The 2,910-nt window shown below is 53.5% G+C and carries 3 protein-coding genes and 3 tRNA genes; all 6 read left to right on the top strand.

Annotated elements, in window-relative coordinates; genetic code table 11:
- Nucleotides 1–131 precede the first annotated feature (131 nt).
- The 6 genes from birA to D8V06_RS02920 all read left to right on the top strand — a co-directional run bounded on the left by birA (nucleotide 132) and on the right by D8V06_RS02920 (nucleotide 2,717).
- Nucleotides 132–1,091: a bifunctional biotin--[acetyl-CoA-carboxylase] ligase/biotin operon repressor BirA gene (gene birA, locus D8V06_RS02945; protein ID WP_130930407.1), complete on the top strand. Its 960-nt coding sequence runs from the start codon at nucleotides 132–134 to the stop codon at nucleotides 1,089–1,091.
- Nucleotides 1,081–1,830, top strand: a complete 750-nt coding sequence (locus D8V06_RS02940) for a pantothenate kinase (RefSeq protein WP_130906943.1) — start codon at nucleotides 1,081–1,083, stop codon at nucleotides 1,828–1,830. Before birA ends, D8V06_RS02940 begins: the two co-directional genes overlap by 11 nt.
- Nucleotides 1,831–1,837: 7 nt before the next feature.
- On the top strand, nucleotides 1,838–2,290 hold the full coding sequence (locus D8V06_RS02935; RefSeq protein ID WP_056855888.1) for a hypothetical protein: 453 nt from the start codon (nucleotides 1,838–1,840) through the stop codon (nucleotides 2,288–2,290).
- A 143-nt stretch (nucleotides 2,291–2,433) separates the two neighbouring features.
- Nucleotides 2,434–2,518, top strand: a tRNA-Tyr gene (locus tag D8V06_RS02930).
- Nucleotides 2,519–2,541: 23 nt separating this feature from the next.
- A tRNA-Gly gene (locus tag D8V06_RS02925) sits at nucleotides 2,542–2,615 on the top strand.
- Nucleotides 2,616–2,641: 26 nt separating this feature from the next.
- Nucleotides 2,642–2,717, top strand: a tRNA-Thr gene (locus tag D8V06_RS02920).
- The last annotated feature ends 193 nt before the right edge of the window (nucleotides 2,718–2,910 follow it).

The following is a 2,910-nucleotide window of genomic DNA, read 5'->3' as shown; positions in this document are numbered from 1 at the left end:
AATTCCGAAACCCCAATTGCGAAAGCAGTTGGGGTTTTGTTTTGTCCGCAGGAAAATCCGTCTCCCTTGATTTCTATGCATTTGCTCGGGGCGTGGCTATCATGCGGGCCTCATTGTGAGGCGAGACTTGCATGCTGACGTTGTTAAAGCTTCTTAAAGATGGCCGATTCCATTCAGGTCAAGCGCTTGGTGCTGCCTTGGGTGTTAGTCGCAGTGCTGTGTGGAAGCAGCTTCAGCACTTGGAAGCTGAGCTGGGTTTGTCCATTCATAAAGTTCGAGGGCGGGGTTATCAATTGGCAGCGCCATTGACGCTGCTTGATCCTGCTGAGATAGCGAGACTTGCCCCATCTTGCGAGTGGCCTGTTCTGGTCTTCGATTCAATTGATTCCACAAATGCCGAGGCTCTGAGAGCGATAGAGCGTCTCCAGGTCGCGCCCTTTCTGGTGCTTGCCGAGCGTCAAACGGCGGGGCGCGGGCGGCGGGGACGTAAGTGGGTCAGTCCATTTGCGGAGAATGTTTACTTTAGCCTGGTGCTGCGCATCGAAGGCGGGATGCGTCAGCTGGAGGGGTTGAGTCTTGTCGTTGGGCTTGCTGTCATGCAGGCGTTGCGTGAGCTTGGTGTTTCCGAGGCGGGTTTGAAGTGGCCGAACGATGTTCTGGTAGGTCAAAAGAAGATTGCCGGTATCCTGCTTGAGTTGGTAGGCGATCCAGCTGATGTCTGTCATGTGGTGCTGGGTGTTGGGATTAATGTAAACATGCAAATGACCGATGAGGTTGATCAGCAATGGACGTCCATGCGACTGGAGTCCGGCAAGATGTTTGATCGAAATCAGTTGGTGGCAACACTAGGTGTGATGCTGCAGAGGTACCTTGCTCGCCATCAGGCCACAGGCTTTTCTTCCATCCAGGCTGAGTGGGAGCAGCATCACTTGTGGCAGGGGCGCGCTGTGTCATTGATTGCGGGCGTAAATCAAATAGATGGCGAGGTGCTGGGGATCGATAATCAGGGGGCTCTGCGCTTGAAGGTAGGTGGTGTGGAAAAAGTCTATAGTGGCGGTGAGCTGAGCCTGAGGTTGCGCAATGATTCTTGAGCTCGACTGCGGAAACAGTTTTATCAAGTGGCGTGTGCTCGAATCGAATGCCCGGGTGGTGGTGGGTGGCGGGGTTGTTGATTCGGATCTTGCTTTGCTCGCGGACTTGAATCTACTCGAGGGACTGGCTCTCAAGCACTGTCGGCTGGTCAGCGTGAGGACTCAAGAGGAGACCGGGCTGTTGGTCTCTCTCTTGAAGCAATTCTTCGGCGTATCGGTCGTTTGTGCTTCGCCTGCCCGGGAAATGTCCGGCGTTCGAAACGGTTATGAAGAGTTCGAGAAGCTGGGTCTCGACCGCTGGCTCGCCCTGCTTGGAGGGTTTCATTTGGCGGCTGGGGCGTGCCTTGTGTTGGATTTCGGTACTGCGGTCACAGCCGATTTCGTTGCGGCGGATGGGGGGCATCTCGGTGGGTTCATATGCCCCGGTATGCCATTGATGCGAAATCAACTTCGCACGCATACTCGCAAAATTCGTTACGGTGATCTTGCGGCTGAACGTGCATTGGAAAGTCTCGAGCCAGGGCGTACAACGGTTGAGGCTGTCGAGCGCGGTTGCCTGTTGATGCTGCGGGGGTTCGTGTTGACGCAGCTCGGACTGGCGCGGGAGCGTTGGGGTGACGATTATGCGGTTTTCCTAACGGGTGGTGATGCAGCTCTGGTCTCCGAAGTGGTGCCTGAAGCCAGGGTGGTTCCGGATCTGGTGTTTGTCGGTTTGGCGATGGCGTGCCCTTTAGCCTGAGGTACTTATGCGTTGGTTGTTTTTGCTGCTGCTTGTTCTCAATGTGTTTTATTACATTTGGCATCAACAAGAGGCTCCGCTGCGCGCGAAGGACGTAACGCCTTTGAGTTTGTATCGAGGGTCGCAGCACGATATCCGGCTGTTGAGCGAGACCGAAGTCGCGTCTAAAGATAAAGAGAAAGAGAAAGAGAAAGCGGTCCAGGTGGACTCAAACTGTCTTTATGTAGGTGGTTTTGCGCGCCAGGATGTTGCTCAGGGGCTTGAACGAAGACTGACAGGTATGGAGGTCAGGTTTCAGGCCTTGCCTCGAGGTAGCGCTGAATCAGCGGGTTATTGGTTGCGCGTGGCCCCGGAGAGCCGGCGCTGGCTGGATGATCTGCAGCTGATAAACCTTTCTAAAGAATTCAATGAGTTAAAACATAAAATAATGCCTTGCGAGGGGGTTGCACCCTTCGAATAGTTTGCATAGAATGGCGCCCGCTCCACAGCGAACACCGGAAACGGTCAACGGCGTGGAGCGAGGTCAACGCAGCTAACCTCAGGTTTTTAATGAGAAAAATGCTTGACAGAAGGCTGGCATGATGTAGAATGCCGGCTCGCTTAGGAGGGGTTCCCGAGCGGCCAAAGGGATCAGACTGTAAATCTGACGTCTACGACTTCGAAGGTTCGAATCCTTCCCCCTCCACCATTTTAGCGAGAGCTGTAAGCCTCGCGGGTATAGTTTAGTGGTAGAACCTCAGCCTTCCAAGCTGATGATGCGGGTTCGATTCCCGCTACCCGCTCCAAGTTTACAGGTTTTGCACAGTGTTTCGCTCTTGTAGCTCAGTTGGTAGAGCACACCCTTGGTAAGGGTGAGGTCAGCGGTTCAAATCCGCTCAAGAGCTCCATATAACAAGGCAGATATGAAAATATCTGCCTTTGTTTTAAGGGCTTCAGGTTGCAGTCGGTTGCTTCGCAAGGTTTTTTAGCTAGCTTGTGTGGAAGTCGTCACCTGGGTCGCAGAGTTAAAATGTTGTAAAGTCTTCTTCGGGCCGGCATAATGGTCGGCCTGATTTTGTTTTAGGTCAGTAGCTCAATTGG

It is taken from the genome of Pseudomonas sp. Sample_24, assembly GCF_004307605.1.
Taxonomy (GTDB): domain Bacteria; phylum Pseudomonadota; class Gammaproteobacteria; order Pseudomonadales; family Pseudomonadaceae; genus Aquipseudomonas.
Note: the sequence above shows the minus strand (reverse complement) of the source record. Positions and strands in the feature narration are given on the sequence as shown.

What these genes read in the sequence shown, in the direction of transcription:
- birA (WP_130930407.1), top strand. Translation starts at nt 132, where the DNA reads ATGCTGACGTTGTTAAAGCTTCTTAAAGATGGCCGATTCCATTCAGGT.
- D8V06_RS02940 (WP_130906943.1), top strand. Translation starts at nt 1,081, where the DNA reads ATGATTCTTGAGCTCGACTGCGGAAACAGTTTTATCAAGTGGCGTGTG.
- D8V06_RS02935 (WP_056855888.1), top strand. Translation starts at nt 1,838, where the DNA reads ATGCGTTGGTTGTTTTTGCTGCTGCTTGTTCTCAATGTGTTTTATTAC.